This is a genomic window from Steroidobacter agaridevorans (assembly GCF_009932555.1).
Taxonomy (GTDB): domain Bacteria; phylum Pseudomonadota; class Gammaproteobacteria; order Steroidobacterales; family Steroidobacteraceae; genus Steroidobacter; species Steroidobacter agaridevorans.
This window is the reverse complement of record NZ_BLJO01000002.1, coordinates 719,080-742,780: the sequence shown is the minus strand read 5'-3', so window position 1 is coordinate 742,780 and position 23,701 is coordinate 719,080. Positions and strand designations below refer to the sequence as shown.

The following is a 23,701-nucleotide window of genomic DNA, read 5'->3' as shown; positions in this document are numbered from 1 at the left end:
CATGACACAGCCCGCCACCGGTTACGTCGCTTCCAGCGACAGATATGATCAATTCGCGTATCGCCCGGTCGGCCGCAGCGGCTTGAAACTGCCGCCGCTATCGCTCGGGCTATGGCACAACTTCGGTGACAACACGCCGCTCGAGCGTCAGCGCGAGATCCTGCGAGCCTCGTTCGATCTCGGCATCACTCACTTCGATCTCGCCAACAACTACGGCACGCCGTATGGCAGCGCCGAGAGCAACTTCGGCCGCATCCTCAAGGAAGATTTTCAGGCGCATCGCGACGAGCTGATCATCTCCACCAAGGCGGGCTGGGACATGTGGCCCGGGCCGTACGGGCAGGGCGGCGGCTCACGCAAGTATGTGCTCGCCAGCCTCGATCAGAGTCTGCGACGCATGGGTCTCGATTACGTCGATATCTTTTATTCGCATCGTTTCGATCCCGAGACCCCGCTCGAGGAAACCGCTTCGGCGCTTGCGACGGCCGTGCAGCAGGGCAAGGCGCTCTATGTCGGCATCTCCGCGTACTCGCCCGAGCAGACGCTGGAGATGGAAGCGGTATTGCGCCGCTGGAACATTCCGCTGCTGATCCATCAGCCCTCGTACAGCATTCTGAAACGAGAGATCGAGACGGGCCTGTTCGAGGCGGTCGAGAAGATCGGCGCCGGCATGATCTGTTTCTCGCCGCTCCAGCAAGGCTTGCTGACGAACCGCTATTTGCAGGGCATTCCCGCGGACTCGCGCGTGGGGCGAGGCACTCGATTCCTGCGGCCGGAGCAGGTGTCCGACGTGGTCGTGAAGAAGGCGGCAGCGCTGAATGAAATTGCTCAGGCACGCGGCCAGTCGCTTGCCCAGCTGGCGATTGCCTGGGTTCTACGCGATCCGCGCATGACGTCCGCGATCATCGGCGCGAGCAGCGCGGCTCAGGTGCGAGAGAATCTCGGCGCGTTGAAGCAACTGAGCTTCACCAAGGAAGAGCTGGCGGCCATCGACCGCATCGCTCCGGGGCCGGCGTGAGCTACTGCTTCTGATCCAATACCTGGCGGACTTTGGTCGCGAGCTGTTGGATCGTGAAGGGCTTGGGCAGGAATGAGACATCGCGGTCGAGCATGCCGTTGTGAATGACCGCATTGCGCGTGTAGCCGGTGGTGTACAGCACTTTGGCTCCCGGTCGCAGCTCGCGGACGCGATCGGCGAGTTGCTTGCCGTTCATGTCAGGCATCACGACATCCGTAAACAGCAGGTCGAACGCGACGCCCCCGGTCTCCAGCATCGCGAGCGCCTGCTTCGCATCGCTGGCGTGAATGACTGTGTAACCCAAGTCGCTGAGCAGCTGCACTGACATCCGACGCACGCGGTCTTCGTCTTCCACCACGAGAATGACTTCCGACGACGACCCTTGGAGCTGACGATCCATGGGCAGCTCGTGTTGAAGCGGCTCATCCTCGCCGACGTAGCGGGGCAGGTAGAGCTTCACCGTCGTGCCCTGGCCCACTTCCGAATACATCTTCACGTGGCCGCCGGATTGTTTCGCGAAGCCATACACCTGCGACAACCCCAGCCCCGTGCCCTGGCCGGGCTTCTTGGTCGTGAAGAAGGGGTCGAACGCGCGTGACAGCACCTCGGCAGTCATTCCTGTGCCGGTGTCGGTGACCGCGATCGCCACGTACTGACCGGGCCGAACCTCGGCATGCGCCGCGGCGTAGACGTCGTCGAGATGCGCATTCATCGTCTCCAGCGTGATCTTGCCGCCGTCGGGCATGGCATCGCGACCGTTCACGCACAGATTGAGGATCGCGCTCTCGAGTTGCGGCGGGTCGGCGAACATGCGCCACAGCCCCCCGGCGAGCACCGTTTCCATGCGCACGTTGCCGCCGAGCGTTCGCGTCAGCAGCTCCGACATGCCGCTCACCAGTTTATTCGCGTCCACGACGCGGGGATCGAGCGGTTGCTGCCGCGAGAACGCCAGGAGCCGCGCTGTCAACTCGGCGGCGCGCGTGGCGCCTTCCAGCGCATGGTCGATGGATCGCGACGCTTTGGCCGGATCGCGTTGAAAGTATTTCTTCGCCATGTCGAGCGAGCCGACGATGATGGCGAGCATGTTGTTGAAGTCGTGCGCGATGCCGCCGGTGAGCTGGCCGACGACTTCCATCTTTTGCATCTGTCTGACCAGCGCTTCGGCGGCCGCTCGCGATTGGGCTTCGTCGCGCAGCTTCTGATTCGCCGACTCCAGCTCGGCGGTGCGCTCCGCGACCCGAATTTCCAGCAGGTCGTTCAGCTGCCGGCGTAAGCGGTCGTCTTGGGCATATTCGGCAAAGCCGCGATGCATGGCCGCGGTCAACAGCAGGATCACGCCGACCAGTACGATGTAGAAGCCCATGCCGATCCAGTTCGACATGCCGCTGCCGAACAGGGACCAGTCGGACGGCAGCAGGAAGTACCCGGAAATCACGCCGCCCAGCGCGCCTGCCAGGGCGCCGGCCCGCCAGCCGAAAATAAACGCCGTGAGCACGATGGCGACGAAGAACGTGATGAACGGAAAGCCTTCGAGCACGCCACTGAGCAGCACCCGCACATACATGGCGCCGATGCTGGTCAACAAGGCAAAGGCATAGCCGAGCCAGATGTGCTCGCGCAGGAATTGCGTAGCCTCGTACCATTTGCGGATGCGTCTGACGAGCATGTAATTCGATGGGAAGCTGTCGGCCGCCGACAAAGCGGGCAATCTAGCAAAGCACGTGCATTCCCGACAGCCGCATCGTCACCGCGCCGGAACTCGTACCGCACCCGGGCGATTGCTTCGATCGCCGGCATTCCCACGCCGAATCGCCCGATCCGAGGTATTCATGGATGCGTTGTCGCTGCTGCAATGGCCCGCGATGGTCGTCACCCTGGCGGCCGCCTGGCTGGTCGCGTCCCAGTCCAAAGCCCGCCGCAACTGGGGCTTCTGGACGTTCATCGTGAGCAATGTGCTGTGGATCGTCTGGGGCTGGCACGAAGACGCCCTGGCCCTGATCGTCCTGCAAGTCGGCCTGTTCGTCCTGAACCTGCGCGGGGCGAAGAAGAATGACCCCGCGAGGACATGAAGTTGTGTGAGCTGCTAGAATGTCGCCTGGTTGCGCCCGTAGCTCAGTGGATAGAGCGACCGCCTCCTAAGCGGTAGGTCGCAGGTTCAACTCCTGCCGGGCGCACCAACTCAAAAAGAGACCAATCCGTAGCTCAGTATGCACGGCAGGGATGCCAGCCAAGTATTCGATCAGCGGCCTTGAAGGACCGCGTGACGCGTCAACTTGCTCAAGTGCCTTAGTATGCGAGCGTCTCTAGATGCTGTTAGTTGCGCTCGAAGCAGCTGAGTTTGGTGGCGCCCACGTAGGGCGCGGGGCGCTCTGTGGCAGGCGGTCTTCGCTACTGCGCTCGTCGTTGTGTGGACGTTGTTGGAATCGAGGTTGCGCAAACGTGGATTTCAGTTTCATCGCCGGATAGGAGCGCGCGTTGAATAGCTCGCGTTCCGGCTCAATTCGGTGTGCCTTTCCTGCAGTTTCGCCAGAACTCGAGCCGTTTCGTTAGAACGGTTCAACCTAGTCCGCTCGAGGATACCAACTCCTCATCGAACGCTTAGTGGCTCTCTCGGCGCGTGAATCACCGGTGGGTGAGGACCTTAACTACTATGGGGAAGTGTCGATTCAGTTCTGCGGCGGCGGGGCTCCTCTGCTGCTTTCCATTTCAGACGGAGCGTTTCGTCGTCTGCACGAGGAACTGCAGGAAGACTTAGCGTTCGTGATGGTCCAAAGTCTAGCGAATCAGACAGTAGTCATTAGAAGCGGCGCTATCGCTGACTTGTACTTCTCCAGCGAGGCGTACGACGATTGTGGGCCCGAGGGCGAAGTGTTCCGTGACTATCCAGATCACGTAAGCATTCAAATGCCGGATACGCGCGACTGGGAGATTGTCGAGGCGTTGGCAGCAGATGGTATTGGTCTGGAGGACTTCGATCCGGTCGATGTGCAGCGGGTCACTGAGCGAGTAATGATCACGGATGAGCAGTACGAAAAGCTGGTGGCTGATGGGCGGATCAAGCCAGAGGATCTTGAAAGTGAACGCGAGAAGAATCAGAAGGAAACAGATCTGATTTTCGCTCTCGCTAACAGAACAACTTACCAGCTGTCTTCGGGTAACCGACGAAGTGTTTACGTCGACGGTCCTGAGAGGCTTTACCGAGCCTTCTCAGAGCTGATCGATCTTGATGGCGGGCAGTCGGCAGATGGCATGATCGTTCTGGCCGCCGAGGGTTGGCACCGGACCATTGTCATTAACAAGCGCGCGTTGGACTACGTGATGCTACCAACGCACCAATACATTCAGGGCAAGACCGAAGCGAATTCTGAAGATTTGGAGGCTCTCGAAGCTGCTGCCACACCGGCGCGCACCAGATTGAGGGGCGTGCTACAGCGCGCGCCAGATGATCCGTAAAATTCAGCATCTTTTGACGGTCTGTCGAATGAATGCAAATCTGATGGAGGCCCGAATGGCGGCGCGCAGAATGGGAAAAGGTCGTCTCGATTGGCTCGCTGAGGACGCGACGCGTCGAGTGCGCGAGGTGGAAGAATTCTTCCGGTTCAGTCTGCGTAAAGTCACAAAAAATCTTTTTGAATCAAATAATTGCGAACATTCAGCCGCCATTTTCGCAAGATAAAACAAGCGAGAAGAGGCCGCCGCAGCAGCTTACGAGACATGCTAATCTAGTCAGCATGACTAGGTCACCAAAATCCAAATCCGGAGCACCCAAGAAGCCTCAGCGCGCGGCTGCGAAGAATCGACGGGGATATTGGGTCCTGCAGGACGCCAAGGCGCGGTTCAGCGAACTCGTGCGCAAGGTCAGAAGCGAAGGGCCGCAGCACGTGACCGTGCATGGGCGCGATGAAGTGGTAGTAATCGCCGCTGAGGACTTTCGACGCATGAAGGGCGACGTGACCGGTGAGGCGCTCATAGCGGCGATGCAAGCATCGCCTTATCGTGATGTCGATATCGCGCCCAAGCGGGAACCCATGCCCGTACGAGATATCTCTCTGTGACAGGTTGGCTGCTGGACACTAACATTCTCTCGGAGCTCCGTCGGCCAAGGCCGGAACGTAAGGTACTTGCGTTCGTCGCGAGCCAACCCCTCGAGCTACTTCATATCAGCATCGTGACGCTGGCCGAGATCCGCTTTGGTATAGAGCTCGTTCCCGATCCCGGGCGCCGCTCCGAACTCACGGACTGGCTTACTAACAAAGTTCGCCCGATGTTTGAGGGGCGAGCGCTCGCGGTCAGCGAGGACGTCATGTTCAAGTGGCGACTCATGGTTGAGGAAGGGCGCAAGAGCGGACATACCTTCCCGCAACCCGATCTCATCATCGCTGCGACCGGTCAGCATCACGGTCTCACAGTCGTCTCGCGTGATACTGCCGAATATGCAAAGGCGCGCGTGCCGGTGTTCAATCCATGGGTCGACAATTTACCCGATTCCTGAGTGCCGGTAAGGCGTTCCATTCCCTCAGCGTTTCAAGGACTCGGTTCAACCCAGCTCCGCTCAGGGGCACCAATCCTGCCTGCGAAGCCATCCGAGGCCGACAGAAAGAACTCATGGCTGCGTAGCGCTTGGGTATCGTCATGAGAAGCTGTTTCGTTCTGCTCCTATGTTGGCTGGCTTTCAAGGCCGAGGCGGGGTGCTCGGCCGACACGAAAGGAAACACCGACTATCCGACCAGCAGGATCACTCTGCAAAAGAGAACGCTGCAGGAGTTCTACTATTATCGTGCCGACCACTACGCGATCGTCGTGGAACCGGCGACGTTGGTGCGAAAGCTGGAGGAGCGGATTCGTCCGCGGGCGAAGGGTGCTTCATCTCCTGCCCAGCGCCTGCTGAAAGATATTCGCGACGGTCTTCCAGCCGGCAATTCGAAAGACCTGTTTGTATTGCTCCTCAAGGACGCGTTGTATCTTGTCGATATGGAATTGCTGCTCGCCGATATCTTGGAGAGCGGGCAGGCGACTGTTATCGATGCCTGGGAGTTGCCCAATTATGGGGAGCGGTTCGTGCCCGCAACGCAACTGACGCGAATCAAACGAGGCGCATACAGATCGAGGGAGTTCTGTACGCCGGATGGAAACCTGCTGCTCAGAGTAACGGATGCAATTGAATAGTCCGTAGGCTGGATGACTGCTCCACGGGGTTGTTGTTGTTATTTATCCGGGTATCGTGGCCATCGGCTCCAGGCCGGTCTCTGACTTGACTTCTTGTAGCTCGTGGATCAGCTGCAATCGCGGGCCCAAAAAAAAGATCGGCGGGACGTCGATCGGACCGGCCGTCATTCGTCGTATCCGGGCAAGACCGGCACCGATGCTCTTGGGGCTTCCGGCGAGCCGGCGTGACTACAGGAGACCAAAGATGCGATTTCTCATCACAGCCGCCTCTGATCCGCAGGCGCCGGCGTCCGACCGGCCCGTCGACGACGAGACCTTCGCCGCTTACATGCGGTTCAACGAAGAAATGCACCGGGCCGGGGTGCTCGTCGCCTCGGAAGGGCTGAATCCTGCCCGCAAAGGGGTACGGGTTGGTGTATCGAAGGGCAAGCGCACCGTTCTCGACGGGCCCTTTGTAGAGTCCAAGGAACTGGTCGGCGGCTTCTATCTGATAGACGTACCCTCGCTGGAGGATGCGACCCAGTGGGCGCTTCGTTGCCCGGTTGGACTGGGCGCCGCCGATGTGCTCACGATTCACCCCATGACGGAGCCATCCGATATCCCGCCCCAGTACCTCGAGGTGATTCGTAAAGCCGCTCCCACCTGGAGCGAAACTTTCAGAGGGAAACGTTGAATTGGTGCCCATCGATGCGAGAGTCAGTCACGAGAGAGACCATCGAAGCGGTCTGGCGGATCGAGTCAGCTCGGCTGCTCGGTGGTCTCGTTCGCGTCGTGCGCGATCTCAGCCTTGCTGAGGATCTCGCTCAGGAAGCGCTCCTCGCGGCGCTCGAGCGTTGGCCGGGCACCGGTGTTCCGAACAATCCCGGTGCGTGGCTGATGGCGGCTGCAAAGAACCGCGCCATCGATCAGCTGCGCCGGCGTGGGATGTTGGATCGGACCCATGCGCGCATCCAAAGCGACGCCACCAATGGCACATCGGCCGACCGTCACGAAATCGAAGCGGATAGCGACGAGGGCGTCGATGACGAACTCCTGCGCCTCATTCTGATTGCGTGTCACCCGGTGCTTTCGAAAGAAGCGCGAGTAGCACTCACACTGCGTCTTCTCGGCGGGCTCACGACGGATCAGATCGCCCGGGCATTTCTCGTCCCGGAAACGACCATCGCGCAACGTATCGTTCGCGCGAAACGAACTCTGGCGGAGGCCCGCGTGCCTTTTGAGATACCGCGTGGCGAGGATCTTGCTGACCGGTTGCCCTCGGTGTTCGAAGTGATCTATCTCATCTTCAACGAGGGCTACGCGGCTACCCGGGGTAAAGACTGGATGCGCCTGGAGCTTTGCGAAGAAGCCCTGCGGTTGGCTCGGATTCTGGCCGAACGGGTACCCGACAACGCCGAGGTTCACGGCCTCGTAGCACTGATGGAGCTACATTCTTCACGCGCTAGCGCGCGCCTCGGTCCGTCGGGGGAGCCGATCCTGCTTCTCGATCAGGACCGCTCCCGCTGGGACCAGCTTCTGGTGCATCGGGGCCTCGCCGCACTCGCTCGTGCCGAAGCGCTCGCCAGTCCGCTTGGACCCTATGCGCTACAGGCGGCGATTGCTGCGTGCCACGCGCAAGCTCGTTCGGCCGACGAGACGGACTGGAAAAAAATCGTCGCCCTCTACGACGCGTTGGTCGAGATCACGCAATCGCCGCTCGTAGAGTTAAACCGCGCGATCGCGGTAGGTATGGCTTTCGGCGCGGAGGCGGGTCTCGAGCTGATAGATGCTTTGACAGACGAGCCGGCTCTGCGGGGGTATCACCTGTTGCCGAGCGTGCGCGGCGATCTGCTGAGCAAGCTCGGGCGCGTGGAGGAGGCTTACAAGGAGTTTGGGCGAGCGGCAGTCATGGCGCAAAATGTGCGCGAGCGGGAGTTGCTCCTGGCGCGCGCGAAGGCGTGCGCTGGCGAGACCGGGCCTCCGTGAGCGCGCGGGGCAGTCATAGACGGCTTACTTCATCGCAAGAAATCACTTCCTCCGCGCATCCCCCTTGAACTGCCCCTGGTTCAACGTCAGGTGCGTGATCTCGCCTTGATCGTTGCCATGGAACTGAATCGAGGCGTCGACGACCTTGCTGAAGAAGGTGTCCGCAGATTCGGCGTAGAGACGATCGGACTTTTGTCCCGTCGGGTTCAGGACGAGCTGCTCGCCCTCGAGCTTGATGACCAGGTCGAAACCGGGCCGTAGCTGATAGGTTCCCACAAATTTTTTCAACGCATTGGCCGGCAGAGTGATCTCACGTTTCACCGCAACCGTATCGCTGGTGCGCTGTGCTTTGGTCTCGCGCCCTCCCTGATGGAGGACGACGTGCGTCACCTTGCCATCGGTTTCCACGAACTCCCACTGCGCGTCGACGATTTTGAGAAAGAAACGCGTTGGCGATTCCGCAAACGCCGCCGCCCGTATCTGGCCCGAGACCTGGGTCACCAGTTGATCGCCGTCGAGCGTCACCATGACGTTCACCTGCGGCGACAACGCATAAGTACCGACGTATCTTTCGAGCACTGCCCGAGGGACGGCGATTTCCTTGCGCTCGTGAGTCAGCGTGATCGTCTCGCCATGCGCCAGAGAGCCGAGCTTCGCGGCAATCTCCGCCGGAGCGCCGCCGTTCAAGTTGGCGAGCGCCACTACAGAGACTTGCGTGTCAGGGTAGTAGGCCAGAAGTGTGTTGAAGCCTTCGATGCCGCCGCCATGGCTGTACATCTTGCGCTTGCCGGTCTGCACGGCGAGGCCGAGCGCATAGTCGTTCTTGAAAGGGGTGGTCATTTTCGTCAGCGATGCGCCTGACAGCAGCTTGCCGCCGTATAGCTGGCGCTGCCAACGCAGCAGATCCTCGGTGGTCGAGTACAAGCCGCCTGCGGCATGCGGGATGCTCATATGCACGAAATCGGCATTGACCAGCGACTCACCGCTGCGCGTGTAGCCAGCCGCCCGGCGAGGGATGATCGACGCATTCGAGTCGTAACCCGAATCCTTCATGCCGAGCGGCGTAAAGATGTTTGCTTGAACGAAGTCGGCATACGACATCCCGGAAGCCTTCTCGATGACGTAACCGAGCAGCAGGTAGCCCGAGTTCGAGTAAGCCATCTTCTCGCCCGGGGCGAACTCGAGCGGCTTGTCCTTGAACAGGCCGATGAGGTCCGTCAGCGGCGTTTGGAACTGCTTGAGTTTCTGGTACTCGGGGAAACTGGTGAAATTCGGAATGCCGGACGTATGAGTCAGCAGATGCTCGAGCGTGACGCTGTCCCACGTGGCCGGCGCCTCGGCGAAATGTTTCTTGACGGGATCGTCCAGTTTGAGTTTCCCGCGTTCCTCCAGCAGGAGGATGCTCGCGCTCGTGAACTGCTTCGTGATCGAGCCGATGCGGTACTTCGTCGTCGGGGTGTTCGCGATGTCCCATTCCAGGTTGGCGCTTCCGTACGCCTTATGGAGCACGATCTGGTCGGCACGCGCCACCAGCACCGAGCCCATGAACTGCTTGCCATCGACCAGATGCTGCACGATCTGATCCATGCGCTCGATGTCCTGCGCATGACAGACCGCCGATAAGACCAAGGCCGCCGCCGCGATCACGCCCCGAAAAGCCGTCCAGTGCATGGGAGTCCCTCGGTCTGGTTTCGAGGCATCATAGCTGCCCACGAAAATCTCGGCAAAACGGCCCCCAATCCGTAGTTCGGGAAGTCCGTGAGGCATGGTCACGCGAAGCGTTTTTCCTTGGCGTTGCGCATGATGACCCGCACCGCTAACAGCTGTCGGCAAACCTACCGATGTTATCGAGCCTGCTTCAACAATACGGCTATCTGGCTGTGTTCGTTGGTTGCCTGGCCGAAGGCGAAAGCATGCTGCTGCTCGGCGGATTCGCAGCCCATCGAGGTTATCTGGAGCTGCCCTGGGTGATCGCCACGGCGTTCGTCGCTGGCGTGATCAGCGACCAGTTGTATTTTCAGTTCGGCCGCCGACATGGAGCTCGATTTCTGATGCGCCGGCCGAAGCTGCGTTCCAAGATCGATACGGCGTTACGCCTCATCGAACAACGCGGCACTCTGGTTGTTCTTGGCATGCGCTTCATGTGGGGCTTGCGCATAGCGCTGCCCATGGCCATCGGCATGAGCGGAATGAATGCTAGGCACTACTTCAAGCTCGATCTGTTGGCCGCGGCGATCTGGTCGGTAGTGTTTGCGTCGATCGGTTACGCCGGGACGCATGTCGCAGCCCAGTGGATCGAAGAGCTGCATCGGCATGAGAAACACATCGTCGCGGGGCTGATGCTTCTGGCGAGCTGCATCCTGCTGCGCCGCTGGTGGCTTGCCAGATCGGTAGCGGCCCCCGGATCGGGCGGCAGTTGACGATTTCTCAGCTTTATAATATTAATCCGCCAATAGTCGCCACATCGGATCGCCGGATGTGAGGCGGCGAACAACGCAAAACGTACAAAAGGTTGGGGGATATGCGGCTCAAGCTCCTTAGCGCCGTGTCGGCCACGGCTGTGTTTGTTTCCATTCCCGTCATGGCCCAGGAGAGTGGGGCGGCGCCAGACGCAACGGCGCCGGCGGACTATGAAGAAGTCGTTGTGACTGGCGTTCGCCAGTCGCTCGAACGCGCGGCGGAAGTGAAACGCGATTCGGTGCAGGTGGTCGACTCGATCGTCGCGACCGACATCGGCAAGCTGCCCGATCCCACCGTCGCCGCCGCGCTCCAGCGCGTGCCCGGCATTCAGGTGCAGAACGACCGCAACAACGAGCTGTCGGGTGTGCGCATTCGCGGCTTGACCGACATCCTGACGACGGTGAATGGGCGCGAGGTGATCACAACAACCGGGCGCGGCTTCGATCTGCAAGATGTGCCGGCCGAGGCGCTCGCTCGCATCGATGCGTTCAAGTCGCAGACGGTGGATCAGATCGAGGGCGGCGTGGCCGGTGCGCTCGACCTGCGGCTCAACCGCCCGTTCAGTTTCAGCGAACCGACGCTGGTCGTAACAGCACGAGACAACTACGCCGACATTGCCGATGCGCACAACCCGCAGTTCGGCGTGCTTGCGGCAGGCACGACCGATACGTCGATCGGCGAAATCGGCGCCCTGATCAACGCGACCTATTCTCGCGCCGAGAACATCCGCAGCGTTTCCAACCTGAGCGAACGCCGCTATTCGGGCGTGGCCCCGCTCAACGTGCCCGACCTGCTCGTTCCTCAGGTGCTGAGAAATATGCCCGATGTGGGCGACATCGACCGGAAGCAAGCGAATGCGGCGGTCCAGTGGCAGGCGACGCCGGCGCTGCAGGTCTACGCAGACGGCCTCTACACGCATTTCCGCAGCACGACCGGCTTTGCCGGTTTCAATCCGCAGCCCTTCACCAACAACTCGCGGATGTCCGACGTCACGGTCAGCGACTATTGCTTCGACGCTCGCGTGAATGCCCAGGGCACCAACCCGACGCTGGTCAACAATGCCGATGGAACGGTGTCGATCCAGCCATTCACGGTGCGGCGAGTGTGCGAGCTCGAGAGCGCGCGCTTCGACAATGTCGTGATCAACCAGAACTCCTCGTCGGAGGACGTGACTCAGCGAAACAAGATGATCGCGGGCGGTTTGAACTGGGAGCGGGATCGCGCGAAAGTCATGTTCGACGTGGCCTATCAAACGTCGCGATCGTTCCTGGAGAACTTCAACGCCGAGGTCGGTCAGCGCGTGCCGACGATCTTCGTCGAGTTGGATGACGACGACGGTCCGTCGTTCACGATCGATCCCTCGATTCCGTTGAGCTCGGCGAACCTCTCGCTGCGCAACTCGATCAACCAGAATTACACGCTCGGCGAGGGCGAACTGCTCCAGGCGCGGCTCGATGGAGAGTTCGAGCTGGGTGGCATCGTTCCCAAGGTCAAGACGGGCCTGCGCTACGCCAGACGCGAGACGCGATTTCAGGAGGTGCGACAGACCAACACGGTCCAGTCGATCGGCTTTGGAAACATCGGCACCCCGACCGAGGCGAACGCGCGGCTGATCTCCAGCCTGCCGCTGTCACCCGATTTCCTGGGCGTGATTGGGGAGGCGCCGAGGCTCAACGGCGGGGCCGAGTTTCTCGGCGTGAACCCGGCCTATCTCCGCTCGGAGCGCGGTCGCAACGAGTTGCGCAGCCTGTTCAACCTGCCGCTGCGGCAGCCCGACTACGAGCCGACCAAGGAATTCAATGCCGAAGAGCCGACATATGCCGCCTACGTCGAGGGCGCCTATGAGATTCCGCTGGGATCGCTGACGCTGGACGGCGTAATCGGCACGCGAGTGGTCAAGACCGAGCGGACCATCGAAGGCTTCGAGCGGACGGGCAGCACCTTCAGTCCGGTGCGGGCCGATACATCGGACGTCGACGTCCTGCCGGCGGCGACGGCGCGGCTAGTGTTCCCGAATTCGTTCCAGACGCGCCTGACCTATTCGCGCTCGATGAGGCGCCCGGATTTTGCGTCGCTCAATCCCGCTGAATCGCTGACGCTGGTGGGCAATGTGTTTCTGCTCAACAACGGCACGCGCGGCAACCCCAATCTGAAGCCGCAGACATCGGACAGCATCGACCTGACGGCGGAATATTACTTCGACAGCGGCTATGCCGCGGTGACTGGTTACTATCGCTCGATCAAGGACCGTGTCGTCACCTCGAGCACTCAGGAGACGATCGACGGACTCAATTACCTGATCTCCAGCCCGCGCAATGTCGGCTCGGTGGACTTGCAAGGTCTCGAAGTCAGTGCCCAGTATTTCTTCGATTTCCTGCCGGGAGCGTGGTCGGGCGTCGGCGTGCAGGGCGCATTCACGCTGGCGGATTCGGAGATCAAGGGCGACGATCCGCTCGCGGGCAATCCCCTGGTGGGCGTGTCCAAATACAATTACACGGTCGGCTTGCTCTACGACAAGTCCGCCATCAGCGGCCGCTTGATCTGGACCCATCGCTCCAAATACATCAACGCCGACAACACCGGCGGCGTGGCGCTGCGGCCGTTCGATCCGGAGCGGGTGAACGAAGCCTATGTGCCGGTCTTCCTATCCTATGTCCGGCCCGCCGGCCGTCTCGACTTCAGCATCGGCTACGACGTGACCGATGCGTTGCGTGTGGACATCGGCGGCACGAACATCCTGCGCAACAAGACCTCGAGCTACTGGGGGAACGAACGAGTCGTCCTCGGGCTGATGGGCGACGAGACGATTTACAGCGTCGGCGCCCGCGTCAAGTTCTGACGCGAGCGCCTTGACCTTCGGCGGAAAATCCGGGCCAGGTCTCGGCGCTCAGCATAGCCGCGCCTCGCGCAGAACACCGTGCGCAAGCGTCACGGATTGATCAAAACTTGAGCACGCGATTCTGGCGCGTGAATTTCCCGGCAAAAGGTCGTGCGTCCAAAGATATCCACAGGGTTGCCCACAACTTTTGTGGATCACTTGGCAGGCACGATCGACCCGAGTCGCGGAGTCAAGACGAGCGAGCTGTCAAGACTTGCAATTGTGCGCGCTTGTACTGCACCAGCAATGCGTGCTGCATCTCGGTGGCAAGTCCATGGAGCACCAGGCGAAAGCCGGCCTGCATGGTCGACAGCGGCACCAGCGGATGGCGGTTGTTGATGAGCGCCGGCGTCCAGGCCGTACCGAGCAGACGCGCGACATAAAGTCCAATCGTCTCATCCAGTTGCAATGAGTTCGAAGCGCGCCAGAAGTCGTTGTCGGTGAGCAGCAGCTGGTAGAACGGTGTGTACAGCTCGATGGCGGTCTGCAGGTCGATGAAGTTGCTCCAGCGCGCGGGCATGGGCTCGATCGGCAGCGGTCCGTCGGTAATGCCGCTGAAGTCGAGTTCGTCGATGGGCGCCAGCTCGAGGCCGCGCTCGCGCAGCTGCTCGTTGAGGGCGATCACGAAATTGAACAGATTGATATCGTGCTTCAGATAGAGGTGATCGCGAACTTCCGTGAGCCTTCTCGGCTTCAGCGGGTTGGTCGTCACAGTCACTCCTCGCGTGTTGCGCGCGATGAAGTCGAGGATCTCCGAGCCCAGATGGAAGTGCCGGAAGATCAGCAGATTGGCGTTGGGTGACAGCCAGGTGCGCATGTTCCATTCCAGCAGCCGATGCAATAGCGCCGAGGAAGTGAAGCGCTTCGGAATCACGATCTTGAGGATCTGCAGGGCGACGATGGTCAGACGCGCGATCGGCCTCACCAGCGGCAGCAGGAACTGCCGCGAGCGGGAGCTCACGTCCTCCAGCCAGGCGCGCTTGCACTCTTCGGCGAGCGGCAGGCTTTGATCCAGATACAGGGCGCGCCACGGGCTCGGGTCCTTCGGATCGTGCGGTTCGCGGAGGAAATTCGGTTGGCTGTTCACAGGACGTGCTCCATCTGCAGGACGTAGAGTTCCGCGGTGTGGCGGGCCACGTTGAGGATCTGCCGTTCGCAACCCGGGCTGAGCTGCACGGCCATCTCGACGGCAGTGAGCCAGCGCTCGAGATGCGAGGCGTCGTTCTCGCCGTGATAGCTGAGGAAGCGGAACGCCTGCGAGGGCAGGTCGAGCTGATCGCGCAAGAGCGGCAACAGGGCCGGAATGATTCGCTGGCCGGTGCCTTCGATGATGTAAATCGCACCGAGCAAGCCCAGCGGAGTCGGCTCGCTCGCGAGCGCATTCATGTAGGCATTGAGGGCCTCACCGCCTGGATTGCGGCGCAGCTCCTCGATCATGCCGGCCACGCCGCCCGCCAATCGATAGTCCTCGAACAGGATCTTGAAGTCGTTGCGCTCCTCGCCGGCATGCTTGCTCACGAGCGCCGTCAAAGCGGCGTAGCGCGGATCGAGGTTGCTGGCGCCGGCGAGCATCCACCGGCTGCCTTCACGGACTTGCGGAATCCAGCACGACATCCAGCGCACGTAGTCGGCATTGGTGAACTCGCCAGCGACGATCTTCCGGATCAATCCGCTGCGCCAGGCGCGCGAACGATACTCGTGCCACACCGACGCCAGTTCCTGGATCAAGCGCGACGCCGGAGCAGACTGCGTCGGCCAAGCTTCGTGGGGAGGGGCGATGTTACACATCTGCACGGCAGCGTCGCCTTCTACAACCTCCAGGTGCATGAAAGAAATGCTGAAGCGGCCCGACTCCGGGACAAAGCACAGAATCTGCTGGCCCGGTTTGAGCTCGCGCTCACGCACGAAGTCCGCCAGCATGATGAAGATCGAGGCGGCGCCGGTGTTGCCACGCCAGGTGAGATTGCTGTACCAACGCTCGCGGGGGATCGCGAGCCCGGCGCGTTGCATGAGATCTTCGACGACGCCTGCGAATTTCTGCGACGAGTAGTGGCAGAGGAAGTGATCGATTTGCTCGGGCCGAAACGCGGCCTGCTGGACCAGCGTCGCATATTCATGAATGCCCAGCTCGAACAAGTGCGGCAGCAAGCGCACATCCTGCCGCAAGAGAAACGCGCCGTCGGCTTCTGCGTCCGCTAGCGAAGGGTAATCGAGATAGGACCGGCCCTGTGCGCCGCCCGGCTGACCGATCTGCATGCACACTGGCAGATCGCCGCTAAAGGATCGGTTGTGGATCCACTTCAGCTTGAGCGACACGCCCGAGCGTCGCGGCTGTTTGCTGAGCAAGCAGGCGCCTGCGCCGTCCGACAACATCCACCGCAGGAAGTGCGAGTCGAAATCGGTCGCGTAGCCTCGCGGAGCGAACCTGGAATGCTTGAACATGCGTGACGGCATCTCGCTCGCGGTGACGAGCGCATTGCCCTTGTCGCTCAGCTCCAAGGCAGTGGCCGCATGCTGTAGGGCTGCCATGCCTGCGGCACACACACCCTGGTGCGCGCTCGTGGTCATGGGAGGCGCATGCAGCTCGCCTTGAACCATGTTGGCAAAGCCGGGCATCGCGAGATCGCCTCCCGATGAACCAGTGCACAGGATGGTTACGTCCTGCAGCTCGACCTCGCCATCCGACAAACAACGGTTGATCGCCATCGCCGCCATCTGCGTGTTCGAAAGCACCGTCTCGCCGTTCGCATCGATCGCGTAGTGCCGGCGGGTGATGCCGTTCTCCGCGAGAATGCGCCGCTTGATGCGCGCGGACGTGGCGTTGATAGGAGCGATGTAGCGATCGATATCGTCGTTGCCGACGGGCGCGCCCGGTAGAAACGACCCCGTCGATGTCACATAAACATTGTCGAATCGAATCGGCATGTGGATCTCCCGTGGAACCCGTGGGCAGGTTGACGGGGCGCCGTTCGCACGCCAAATACTCGCGGCGGCGTGACACCGGTCGATACGGAAGGTATCGTATTATTATACCGTCCTGCGGGCGCCGGACGGGGAGTGCGCAATCCATGGCCGATTCGAAGACGCTCATCAAAAACTTGAAAGCGGTGTTGAAGCTGCGCGGTGTGACTTATGGCGAGCTGGCGCGGCGCCTGAGAGTCAGCGAGCCCACGATCAAGCGGGACCTGAGCCGTGGCACGTTTTCGTTGGAGCGACTCGACCGGATCTGCGACGCGGTGGGCATCGACCTTGAAGAGCTGGTGCACCCGCCCGTGCCGGGCGCGATGCTGACTCAGCTCAGCGATGAGCAGGAGCGGGCCATCGTCAGTCGGCCGAAGCTGCTGCTGGTGGCCTATCTCACCGCCAATGACTGGCGCTTCCAGGAAATCCTCTCGACCTTCCAGCTGAGCGAAAGCGAGCTGATCGACATCCTGATCAAGCTCGAGCGCCTGGGCATTGCCGAGTTCAAGCCGCCCAATCGGATCCGCAAGCTCACAGCGCGCAATTTCTCATGGCGCAAGGACGGGCCGGTCCATGAATTCTTTCTGAAACGAGTGGTGCCGGAATTCTTCGGCGGACGCTTCGACGGCCAGGGCGATGAGCTGCGCTTCTTCGGCGGCCTGCTCACCGCCGAATCGTTGATGAAATTCAAAGCGGGCATCGATCGTCTGGCGACGGAGTTCGAGGACCTCGCACACAAAGATGCGAGGCGTCCGCTCGAGGAGCGGGACAGTTGTAGCGCGATACTGTCGTTACGCTCCTGGGAGTTCTCGGAGTTCCAGAAGCTCCGGCGCAAGTAGATTATCGAATCGGCACGACCGGCAACATGTGCTCAAATCCAATTGGCCGCTCGCCGCGGCCCTGCGTCCGATGGAATTCCACTCGCCACGACCCGAAGCCGTTCGACCGGTCCTCCGACCGTTCACCCCGCCATCTCGTTCGCCAGCCGCCGTTGGGTTAGCTTAGCGGCCGAATGAGACAATCCATCGCTCCAATGAACACCTCGCGCGCGTACTGGGCCTGCCAGCTGCTCGGCTGGGGACTCTATGGCTCGAGTCAGGTCTCCAACGCCATGGCTACGCTGCCGATCCCGTGGGAGCGGATCGTTGTGGAAGTCACTGTGCTGAATCTGGCAGCCATCGGCCTCACGCAGTTGCTTCGTGAATTCATGCTGCGCAGAGGCTGGAAGAAGCTGAGCATCCGGCAGCTCTTGCCGCGTGCGCTGGTGGCGAGTGTGTTGCTAGGGAGCGTGGTAGCGTCGGCGATGCATTTCATGGCGGTCGCGCCGCTGTGGGGGCTGGAAACGATCCACGACCCCGCGGTCCTCGAAGCGCTGCCGTCGCTGCTCGTGGCCATGGATCCGGTGATGCTCCGGACCGTCAACTGGAGCCTGATCTTTTTCATCTGGATCGCGCTGTACATCGGCATTACGTCGGTGCGCGAGCGGCAGGCGGCCGAGCTGCGCCAATCGGAGCTGAGCCGGGCGCTGCAAGCCGCCGAGCTGAAGCTGCTCAAATCGCAGCTCAATCCGCACTTCCTGTTCAATTCGCTCAACAGCGTGCGTGCGCTCATCGCCGAAGATCCGGCGCGTGCTCGAGATGCTGTCACACAACTCGCCGGACTCCTGCGCTACACGTTGAGATCGGATCACGAGGAACTGGTGACGTTGGAGCGCGAGCTCAAAACTGTTGGCGATTACCTGGCCCTCGAGTCATTGCGTCTTGGCGATCGTTTGCGCGTGGAGCTCGACATCGCACCCGGCGCGCAAGATGTACGCGTTCCCGTCATGCTGCTGCAGACAGTGGTCGAGAATGCGATCAAGCATGGAATCGCGGAGTTGCCCGGCGGCGGTGTTCTGCGGATCTCCGCGACTTTGCGTGACAGCGCCTTGCATATCGAGGTGAGCAATCCGCGTCCGATCAATCCGACGCCGCGCGAGCAGCAGGGATCGGGGTTGTACAATGCCGCCGAAAGGTTGCGATTGCTGTTCGGGTCGCGAGCCAGCCTCGAGCTGGACCTGTCGCAACCTGACCTGGCAATCGCACGAATCCGTGTCCCAAGTGAAGTCGAAGCATGAAATCGCTCATCGTCGATGACGAACCGCTGGCGCGGCGTGAATTGCGACGGTTGCTCGCGGAGTTTCCGTGGGTCGAGGTCGTGGGGGAAGCGGGCGACGTGAATGAAGCAGCCGCGCGGGTCGAGGCGCTCGCGCCGGATCTGATCTTTCTGGACATCCAGATGCCGGGTGGATCGGGGTTCGATCTGCTCGCGCGACTCGATCACGTGCCGCGCGTCATCTTCACGACCGCATACGACCATCATGCGGTACGCGCTTTCGAGGTGAACGCGCTCGATTATCTGCTCAAGCCGATCGAGCCGCAGCGGCTGGCGGCGGCGCTCACCAGGGCGCGTTCGATGCCGGAAGAGCGGGGTGTCGAAGCTCCGCCGCACGACATCCTCGAGCGCCTGTTCGTGCGCGATGGCGATCGTTGCTGGTTCGTGCCGCTGCGCGAAGTGTGCATGCTGCTGGCGGAAGGGAATTACGTGCGTTTGTTCTGGGGCCAGGAGCGTCCGTTGCTCGGGCGGCCCTTGCAGAGCCTGGAGCAGCGGCTCGATCCCAAGCGTTTCTTTCGCGCCAACCGCAAGCAGATCATCAACGTCGACTGCATCGAGAACGTCGAGCTCGGGATCGGCGGGCAGTTGCATGTTCGGCTGCGAGGCGGCTCCGAAGTCGAGATCTCCCGCCGTCAGGCGCGACTGTTCCGCATGCAGATGAGCGTGTAGACCATTCACTCAGGCGATCGGACCGTTCGACACGAAATCGGCCCACCGGCCGGGCCGCATCGTAAATTTCCGGCCAGATGCACCGTGCCGGAGAACGTATGCGCCTCGCCAGAACTCTCGCCGTCCTAGTTTGCAGCTTCGGCTCGCTGAGCGCGGCGCTCGCCAACGATTCGGATCCACAAGCAAGCACCGCCACCAGCGCAGCGGCTCTTCCGCTCACGCGCGCCGATGTGGAGCCTTGGCTCGACGGCTTCCTGGATTATGAGCTGCAGCGAGGTGACATCGCGGGAGGCGTCGTCGTCATCGTGAAGGATGGCGAAGTCCTGCTGCAAAAAGGGTACGGCTACGACGATGTCGAGAAGCAGCGGCCCGTGGATCCCGAGCGCACGCTGTTCAGGGCCGGCTCGGTCGGCAAGCTGTTCACCGAGACCGCGGTGATGCAGCTGGTCGAGCAGGGCAAAGTCGATCTCGACGCGCCCATCGATCGGTACCTGGATTTCAAGATTCCGGAAGGTTTCGGCAAGCCGGTGACGATGCGCAATCTCATCACCCACACCGGCGGGTTCGAGGAGCTGGTGCGCGAGCTCATGCACTCCGATCCGGAAAAGTTTCCGAGCTTGGAGGCGTTCGTGAAGAGATCGCCGCCCGCGCGCATCTTCCCGCCGGGCGAAGTGCCGTCCTATTGCAACTACTGCATAGCGCTCGCGGGCTACATCGTCCAACGCGTCTCCGGAGAAACATTCGACGATTACCTCGATCGTCACATCTTCGAGCCGCTGGGGATGCAGCGTTCGACATTCCGGCAGCCGCTGCCGGCGAAGCTGGAAGCTGACATGTCGAAGGGATATGGGCGCGCATCGGGGTCGCCGTTGTACTTCGAGCTGGTCGGCCCCGCGCCTGCAGGCAGCATCAGCGCCACCGGCGCCGATATGGCGCGATTCATGATCGCGCATCTGAGTGCGGAACAGGGCGGGGCTCCGTCTCTGTTACAGCCAGAAACCGCGCGCCTCATGCACAACTCCGTGTTTCAGGCGACCCCGCCGGTCAACGGCATGGCCCTGGGTTTCTTCGAAGCGAATCGCAATGGCCAACGGATCATCGAGCATGGCGGCGATTCGCAGGTCTTCCACAGCCAGCTGGTCCTGTTCATGGACCAAGGCGTCGGCCTGTTCATGTCGTTCAACAGCACTGGCAAGGAGGGAGCGGTGGGCGGTGTCCGCACCGCGCTGTTCGAGCAGTTCACGGATCGATATTTTCCCGCGCCCGTGCCGGATGAGCCGACAGCGTCGACGGCGGTCGAGCACAGCCGGTTGGTGGCGGGCCGATACCAAAGCTCACGCCGCGCGGAGAACACATTCTTCAGGGCCGTGGGCGTGCTCAGCCAATTCAACGTTACTGCCAACGCGGACGGCACGTTGATCATTCCGCCGCTCACGAAACTCGATGGCCAGCCGAAAGTCTGGCGTGAAGTCGCGCCGTTCGTGTGGCGCGAGGTCGGTGGCAAGGAGCGTCTTGCCGCGAAAATCGAGGACGGGCGCGTGCGGTTCCTGGGGCACGATACATCGAGCGGCATTCAAGTCTTCATGCCGGTCCCGGCAGGGACCTCCGCCGGCTGGATCGTTCCAGTGGTCGTCATCGCGGCGCTGAGTCTGCTGCTGACACTTATCGGGTGGCCGGTTGCCGCCTGGATCCGGCGCCGCCACGGGGTGACGCTCGAAATGACGAAACAACAAACACTCGCGCGTTGGCTGGTCGGCGGCACGGCCATCGTCAACCTCGCTGTCGTCGTTGGCTGGATGACGATGATCCAGTACGGCCTGGGGAATCTCGCGCTGTTCGATGGCAGAACGAATGTGTGGTTCGTCGTGCTCCATCTGTTCGGCTTCATCGGGTTGTTTGGTGCAGGCGTTGCGATCTGGAATGCGTGGCTCTCGTTCCAAGGCAATCACCGCTGGTTCGGTAGAACATGGAGCGTGGTGCTGGCTGCGTCCTGTGTCGCGATCACCTGGGTCGCGTTCACCCTGAATCTCGTGAAGCTCAACCTTTACTACTGAGCCATTGGATGAGATACACCATGAGGATGTTTTCTGTTGCGGCCGCCGCCATGCTTTGCACGGCTTGCGTATCCGCTCCACAAACTGTGCGCGAGCAGGCCAGCAGCGCGCTGACCTGCGATGCCTCGCAAGTCACGGTTACGCAAATCAAGCGTCGGTATCTCGGCGATTATGTCTTCGAAGCCGCGGGATGCGGACAGAAGCTGACCTTCGAGTGCGAGCAGGCCTATGTGCTCTTGATACCCGTGGGCACGCTCGGCTGTCACAAGGAGTGATGCCGGGCGGTCTCGCGGCGCCAGGCCGCGGTTGACGATTCTCTATATAGGACTAAGATGTCCTGATAAGGCTTGTTCGCCCATTACTAAAACCATGGGGACGGAAATGCGTGCTGCTGTCACGTTGATGACGATGCTGCTGTTTTCGCGAGCACTGTTCGCGGCGGCGGTTGGGGATGCTCCTTCGCAGCCGCCTGCTCCGGAGCCCAGTGTCACATCCGCCGAAATGCCGGCCAGTGATGTCAGGCCACTGACGCGCGAAGATCTGGAAGCGTGGCTCGATGGCTTCATGCCGTACGCCCTGGCAACCGGCGACGTGGCAGGTGCGGTGGTGGTTGTCGTGAAGGACGGCGCGACTCTCCTGCAGAAAGGCTACGGTTACGCCGACGTTGAGGCGCGCCAGCCGGTCGATCCGGCAACGACATTGTTTCGTCCAGGATCGATTTCGAAGCTGACCACCTGGACCGCGGTGATGCAGCTGGTCGAGCAGGGCAAGCTCGATCTCGATGCGGATGTGAACGGATATCTGGATTTCGAGATTCCGGCGCGTGACGGCCAGCCGATCACGTTGCGGAACATCCTCACTCATACGCCCGGGTTCGAGGAGCGGGTCAAAGACCTGATCATTCCCGAAGGTGCGCCTTTCGATCCGTTGGATGTCTACCTCAAGGAGTGGGTGCCGGCTCGGATCTTCGCTCCCGGCACCACACCGGCTTATTCGAACTACGCCACTTCGCTGGCAGGTTATATCGTCGCGCGCACTGCCGGTCTGTCCTACGACGACTACGTCGATCGGCACATCCTGCAGCCGCTCGGCATGGAACATTCGACGTTCCGTCAGCCGTTGCCCGAGCGTTTGCAGCCATTCATGGCGAAGGGCTATGCGCGAGCCTCGGAAGGCAAGGCGAAGCCCTTCGAAGTCGTCGTCTCGGCGCCGGCCGGCAGTCAAGCCTCGTCGGGTGCGGACATGGCGCGATTCATGATCGCCCATCTGCAGAAGGGCGCGTTCGGCGACAACCGCATTCTCAAGGAGGAGACTGCCGAGCAGATGCACGCCACGGCGCTCACCGTGTTGCCGCGTGTCGATCGCATGATGCTGGGGTTCTATGAGCAGAACCGCAATGGCCGGCGAATCATTTCGCATGCCGGCGATACGGCGTGGTTTCATTCCGATCTGTTTTTGTTCCTTGACGACAATGTCGGTCTGTTCCTGTCGTTGAACAGTGCAGGCAAGGAGGGCGCGGCCGGCAAGATCCGCAAGGCTGTGTTCGAGCAGTTTGCCGATCGCTATCTGCCGGGGCCGACGTTCGACGGCAAGGTCGATCCGCAAACAGCGGCCGAGCACGCGCGAATGATCACCGGCCTGTATCAAGTCTCGCGCCGTATGGAGACGAACTTCCTGCGTGTGCTGGGACTGGCGAGTCCCGTCAAGGTATTTCCGAACGAAGATGGCACGATCAGCGTTTCGTTGGCCACGAACGTCGCCGGCGCGCCCATCAAGTGGCGTGAAGTCGAGCCGTTCGTCTGGCGCGATGTCGATGGCGAAAGCTTCCTGTCGGCGAAGGTCGAGGACGGGCGAGTCACGCGCTTCGGCTTCGAATGGGTCTCGCCGTTCATGGTGTTCGAGCCGGTGCCGGCGTCGATTTCCCCGGCATGGGTCACACCGGCGCTCGTCGCTGGCTTGATCGCGCTGCTCTTTACGGCGCTCGCATGGCCCATCTCCGCGCTGACGCGCAGGCATTATGGCGCCAGCTACAGTCTATCGGGTCGGGACGCGCAGGCTCATCGCTGGATACGCGTCGCCTCGTCCGCGGTGATTGCGCTGTTCGTCCTCTGGGGTGTGGTGGTGTCGCTGGTCATGGGCGATCAACTGCTTTCCTCGACGGGCGACGTCTTGTTGATGATCGTGCAGCTGCTGTCCGCGATTGTTTTCTTCGGGGCCGCTGCGATCGGTGTGTGGAACGCCATGGTCGTCGTGCGTGGCGAACGCAAGTGGTACGCCAAGGCCTGGGCGGTGCTGCTCGCGCTTGCGCTGCTGGTCGTGCTCTGGGTCGCGCTGGCATTCCATCTCATCGCCTTCGACGTGAATTACTGAACCAAT

Annotated in this window: 20 protein-coding genes and 1 tRNA gene; 17 read left to right on the top strand and 4 right to left on the bottom strand. The window is 61.4% G+C overall.

Features of this window, described 5'->3' with window-relative positions; translation table 11 throughout:
• The first annotated feature begins 1 nt into the window (after position 1).
• On the top strand, positions 2-1,018 hold the full coding sequence (gene mgrA / locus GYH35_RS10030; RefSeq protein ID WP_161815826.1) for an L-glyceraldehyde 3-phosphate reductase: 1,017 nt from the start codon (positions 2-4) through the stop codon (positions 1,016-1,018).
• Position 1,019: 1 nt separating this feature from the next.
• On the opposite strand, the gene GYH35_RS10025 is transcribed toward mgrA, so the two are convergent.
• A complete protein-coding gene (locus tag GYH35_RS10025) occupies positions 1,020-2,684 on the bottom strand; it encodes a response regulator (RefSeq protein ID WP_161815825.1) in 1,665 nt (554 codons plus the stop codon).
• 163 nt (positions 2,685-2,847) lie between these two features.
• Here GYH35_RS10025 and GYH35_RS10020 point away from each other — a divergent pair, with 163 nt between their 5' ends.
• The 8 genes from GYH35_RS10020 to GYH35_RS09985 all read left to right on the top strand — a co-directional run bounded on the left by GYH35_RS10020 (position 2,848) and on the right by GYH35_RS09985 (position 8,149).
• Positions 2,848-3,087: a hypothetical protein gene (locus GYH35_RS10020; RefSeq protein ID WP_161828296.1), complete on the top strand. Its 240-nt coding sequence runs from the start codon at positions 2,848-2,850 to the stop codon at positions 3,085-3,087.
• Between the two features lie 32 nt (positions 3,088-3,119).
• A tRNA-Arg gene (locus GYH35_RS10015) sits at positions 3,120-3,195 on the top strand.
• A 424-nt stretch (positions 3,196-3,619) separates the two neighbouring features.
• Positions 3,620-4,471, top strand: coding sequence for a hypothetical protein (locus tag GYH35_RS10010; protein WP_161815823.1), 852 nt, complete (start codon positions 3,620-3,622; stop codon positions 4,469-4,471).
• A gap of 278 nt (positions 4,472-4,749) precedes the next feature.
• Entirely contained in the window at positions 4,750-5,073 is a 324-nt protein-coding gene (locus tag GYH35_RS10005; protein ID WP_161815822.1) for a type II toxin-antitoxin system Phd/YefM family antitoxin, read from the top strand.
• Positions 5,070-5,510: a type II toxin-antitoxin system VapC family toxin gene (locus GYH35_RS10000; RefSeq protein ID WP_161815821.1), complete on the top strand. Its 441-nt coding sequence runs from the start codon at positions 5,070-5,072 to the stop codon at positions 5,508-5,510. Before GYH35_RS10005 ends, GYH35_RS10000 begins: the two co-directional genes overlap by 4 nt.
• A 140-nt stretch (positions 5,511-5,650) precedes the next feature.
• Positions 5,651-6,184 (top strand): hypothetical protein, encoded by a 534-nt coding sequence (locus GYH35_RS09995; RefSeq protein WP_161815820.1) that lies wholly within the window; start codon positions 5,651-5,653, stop codon positions 6,182-6,184.
• Positions 6,185-6,428: 244 nt separating this feature from the next.
• The gene (locus GYH35_RS09990; protein ID WP_161828295.1) at positions 6,429-6,857 is read left to right on the top strand and encodes a YciI family protein; all 429 of its coding nucleotides are present in this window, start codon (positions 6,429-6,431) and stop codon (positions 6,855-6,857) included.
• Between the two features lie 14 nt (positions 6,858-6,871).
• Positions 6,872-8,149, top strand: a complete 1,278-nt coding sequence (locus GYH35_RS09985; protein ID WP_161828294.1) for an RNA polymerase sigma factor — start codon at positions 6,872-6,874, stop codon at positions 8,147-8,149.
• Positions 8,150-8,191: 42 nt separating this feature from the next.
• On the opposite strand, the gene GYH35_RS09980 is transcribed toward GYH35_RS09985, so the two are convergent.
• Positions 8,192-9,820: a serine hydrolase gene (locus tag GYH35_RS09980; RefSeq protein ID WP_161828293.1), complete on the bottom strand. Its 1,629-nt coding sequence runs from the start codon at positions 9,818-9,820 to the stop codon at positions 8,192-8,194.
• A gap of 170 nt (positions 9,821-9,990) precedes the next feature.
• On the opposite strand from GYH35_RS09980, the gene GYH35_RS09975 reads away from it, so the two are divergent.
• Both GYH35_RS09975 and GYH35_RS09970 read left to right on the top strand, forming a co-directional pair.
• Entirely contained in the window at positions 9,991-10,569 is a 579-nt protein-coding gene (locus tag GYH35_RS09975; RefSeq protein ID WP_161815816.1) for a DedA family protein, read from the top strand.
• 101 nt (positions 10,570-10,670) lie between these two features.
• Positions 10,671-13,448, top strand: a complete 2,778-nt coding sequence (locus GYH35_RS09970; RefSeq protein WP_161815815.1) for a TonB-dependent receptor — start codon at positions 10,671-10,673, stop codon at positions 13,446-13,448.
• A gap of 229 nt (positions 13,449-13,677) precedes the next feature.
• On the opposite strand, the gene GYH35_RS09965 is transcribed toward GYH35_RS09970, so the two are convergent.
• The gene (locus GYH35_RS09965; protein WP_161815814.1) at positions 13,678-14,574 is read right to left on the bottom strand and encodes a DUF6999 family protein; all 897 of its coding nucleotides are present in this window, start codon (positions 14,572-14,574) and stop codon (positions 13,678-13,680) included.
• Entirely contained in the window at positions 14,571-16,412 is a 1,842-nt protein-coding gene (locus GYH35_RS09960) for a 3-oxoacyl-[acyl-carrier-protein] synthase III C-terminal domain-containing protein (protein ID WP_161828292.1), read from the bottom strand. Before GYH35_RS09960 ends, GYH35_RS09965 begins: the two co-directional genes overlap by 4 nt.
• Positions 16,413-16,555: 143 nt before the next feature.
• Between GYH35_RS09960 and GYH35_RS09955 the strand changes: the two genes are divergently transcribed.
• The 6 genes from GYH35_RS09955 to GYH35_RS09930 all read left to right on the top strand — a co-directional run bounded on the left by GYH35_RS09955 (position 16,556) and on the right by GYH35_RS09930 (position 23,695).
• Positions 16,556-17,287 carry a helix-turn-helix domain-containing protein gene (locus GYH35_RS09955; protein ID WP_161815812.1) on the top strand — a complete coding sequence of 244 codons (732 nt, stop codon included), beginning with the start codon at positions 16,556-16,558 and terminating at the stop codon, positions 17,285-17,287.
• A gap of 194 nt (positions 17,288-17,481) precedes the next feature.
• A complete protein-coding gene (locus GYH35_RS09950; RefSeq protein ID WP_161828291.1) occupies positions 17,482-18,564 on the top strand; it encodes a sensor histidine kinase in 1,083 nt (360 codons plus the stop codon).
• Positions 18,561-19,271, top strand: a complete 711-nt coding sequence (locus GYH35_RS09945) for a LytR/AlgR family response regulator transcription factor (RefSeq protein WP_161815810.1) — start codon at positions 18,561-18,563, stop codon at positions 19,269-19,271. Before GYH35_RS09950 ends, GYH35_RS09945 begins: the two co-directional genes overlap by 4 nt.
• 98 nt (positions 19,272-19,369) lie before the next feature.
• Positions 19,370-21,325, top strand: coding sequence for a serine hydrolase domain-containing protein (locus GYH35_RS09940; RefSeq protein WP_161828290.1), 1,956 nt, complete (start codon positions 19,370-19,372; stop codon positions 21,323-21,325).
• A gap of 20 nt (positions 21,326-21,345) precedes the next feature.
• On the top strand, positions 21,346-21,600 hold the full coding sequence (locus GYH35_RS09935; protein ID WP_161828289.1) for a hypothetical protein: 255 nt from the start codon (positions 21,346-21,348) through the stop codon (positions 21,598-21,600).
• Between the two features lie 106 nt (positions 21,601-21,706).
• Positions 21,707-23,695 (top strand): serine hydrolase domain-containing protein, encoded by a 1,989-nt coding sequence (locus GYH35_RS09930; RefSeq protein WP_202624208.1) that lies wholly within the window; start codon positions 21,707-21,709, stop codon positions 23,693-23,695.
• The last annotated feature ends 6 nt before the right edge of the window (positions 23,696-23,701 follow it).

Excerpts from the sequence above, each read along its gene's own strand:
- mgrA (WP_161815826.1), top strand. The coding sequence starts at position 2 with ATGACACAGCCCGCCACCGGTTACGTCGCTTCCAGCGACAGATATGAT.
- GYH35_RS10025 (WP_161815825.1), bottom strand. The coding sequence starts at position 2,684 with ATGCTCGTCAGACGCATCCGCAAATGGTACGAGGCTACGCAATTCCTG.
- GYH35_RS10020 (WP_161828296.1), top strand. The coding sequence starts at position 2,848 with ATGGATGCGTTGTCGCTGCTGCAATGGCCCGCGATGGTCGTCACCCTG.
- GYH35_RS10005 (WP_161815822.1), top strand. The coding sequence starts at position 4,750 with ATGACTAGGTCACCAAAATCCAAATCCGGAGCACCCAAGAAGCCTCAG.
- GYH35_RS09995 (WP_161815820.1), top strand. The coding sequence starts at position 5,651 with ATGAGAAGCTGTTTCGTTCTGCTCCTATGTTGGCTGGCTTTCAAGGCC.
- GYH35_RS09990 (WP_161828295.1), top strand. The coding sequence starts at position 6,429 with ATGCGATTTCTCATCACAGCCGCCTCTGATCCGCAGGCGCCGGCGTCC.
- GYH35_RS09985 (WP_161828294.1), top strand. The coding sequence starts at position 6,872 with ATGCGAGAGTCAGTCACGAGAGAGACCATCGAAGCGGTCTGGCGGATC.
- GYH35_RS09980 (WP_161828293.1), bottom strand. The coding sequence starts at position 9,820 with ATGCACTGGACGGCTTTTCGGGGCGTGATCGCGGCGGCGGCCTTGGTC.
- GYH35_RS09975 (WP_161815816.1), top strand. The coding sequence starts at position 9,991 with ATGTTATCGAGCCTGCTTCAACAATACGGCTATCTGGCTGTGTTCGTT.
- GYH35_RS09970 (WP_161815815.1), top strand. The coding sequence starts at position 10,671 with ATGCGGCTCAAGCTCCTTAGCGCCGTGTCGGCCACGGCTGTGTTTGTT.
- GYH35_RS09960 (WP_161828292.1), bottom strand. The coding sequence starts at position 16,412 with ATGCCGATTCGATTCGACAATGTTTATGTGACATCGACGGGGTCGTTT.
- GYH35_RS09955 (WP_161815812.1), top strand. The coding sequence starts at position 16,556 with ATGGCCGATTCGAAGACGCTCATCAAAAACTTGAAAGCGGTGTTGAAG.
- GYH35_RS09950 (WP_161828291.1), top strand. The coding sequence starts at position 17,482 with ATGAACACCTCGCGCGCGTACTGGGCCTGCCAGCTGCTCGGCTGGGGA.
- GYH35_RS09945 (WP_161815810.1), top strand. The coding sequence starts at position 18,561 with ATGAAATCGCTCATCGTCGATGACGAACCGCTGGCGCGGCGTGAATTG.
- GYH35_RS09940 (WP_161828290.1), top strand. The coding sequence starts at position 19,370 with ATGCGCCTCGCCAGAACTCTCGCCGTCCTAGTTTGCAGCTTCGGCTCG.
- GYH35_RS09935 (WP_161828289.1), top strand. The coding sequence starts at position 21,346 with ATGAGGATGTTTTCTGTTGCGGCCGCCGCCATGCTTTGCACGGCTTGC.
- GYH35_RS09930 (WP_202624208.1), top strand. The coding sequence starts at position 21,707 with ATGCGTGCTGCTGTCACGTTGATGACGATGCTGCTGTTTTCGCGAGCA.